The 958-nt window shown below is 67.7% G+C and carries 2 protein-coding genes; both read right to left on the bottom strand.

The window, feature by feature from the left end:
• Positions 1–472, bottom strand: a 472-nt coding sequence (locus QMK30_RS38315) for a transposase family protein (RefSeq protein ID WP_502963319.1), incomplete at its 3' end; no start/stop codon positions are given.
• 20 nt (positions 473–492) lie between these two features.
• Entirely contained in the window at positions 493–876 is a 384-nt protein-coding gene (locus QMK30_RS38310; RefSeq protein ID WP_283522947.1) for a hypothetical protein, read from the bottom strand.
• Between the last annotated feature and the right edge of the window lie 82 nt (positions 877–958).

Raw genomic sequence — 958 nt, 5'->3', positions numbered from 1 at the left:
CGATGTACCGGCTGAAGATGTCGATGATGACGTAGGCGTGATACCAGATGCCCTTGACCGGTCCGGCGGCCTTGGTGATGTCCCAGGTGAACACCTGCGAGGGTCCGGTGGCGACCAGCTCGGGCACTGTCTTGGCAGGATGGGTGGCCTGGCGGCGGCGCTCGCCGGTCTGCCCCTGTTCGCGCAGGATCCGGTACATCGTGGAGATGGAGCAGTGGTAGCGCCCGGCATCCAGCTCGCGGGCCCAGATCTGTGCGGGCGCCATCTCCGCGTACTCGTCGCTGTTCATCAACTCCAGTACCGCAGTCCGCTCTTCGGCCGTCAGGGCCGAGGGCTGGACCTGCGGGGAACGTTGTTTGCGTGGTGGCGGGGGCCGGAGCCGGCGGTAGTGGGTGGCGCGGGAGCGGCCGGTCAGCCGGCAGGCGGCCGTGATGCCCAGCTCTGCCTCGACGCAGGTGAACGCCTCGTCCACGACAGGGTCGACGGCAGGCTTCAGTCCGCGCTCTCGGAGATCATTTCCAAGAGCGCGGAAGCTTTTCCCATGACTTCCAGCGCGGCCTTGTTCCGGGCCAGTTCTTTCTGAAGCCGTTCCACCTGGCGGCGCAGCTTCTCGTTCTCCGCATCGGTCGGCGACTTCTTCGGCCTCGCCGGGCTGGTGCGCTTGTCGACCAGCTTCTCGAGGGCCCCGGCGTCCCGTGCGGCCCGCCACTCGGTGACGTGTGAGTGGTACAGGCGCTCGCGGCGCAGGACCGCGCCCTTCTCGTTCTTGGGCGCGGCGTCGTACTCGGCCACGATCCGCAGCTTGTACTCCGGGCTGAAGGAGCGGCGCTTCGGCCTGGGAGCCGGGTCGGATCCGGCGGGCTTGGTGCTGGTCATGAGGGGGTGATTCTCCTGTCGGTGCCCTCTCAGGCTAACCCGCCGAAGCGAGACGTCTCACCCAAGGCTGACAGAGAGGGGG

This window comes from Streptomyces sp. H27-C3 (genome assembly GCF_030063415.1).
Lineage (GTDB): Bacteria > Actinomycetota > Actinomycetes > Streptomycetales > Streptomycetaceae > Streptomyces.
The sequence above is the reverse complement of the archived record's forward strand: the minus strand, read 5'-3'. Positions and strand labels throughout refer to the sequence as shown.

Bases quoted from the DNA above. Each gene is read 5' to 3' on its own strand.
- QMK30_RS38310 (WP_283522947.1), bottom strand. From the start codon at position 876: ATGACCAGCACCAAGCCCGCCGGATCCGACCCGGCTCCCAGGCCGAAG.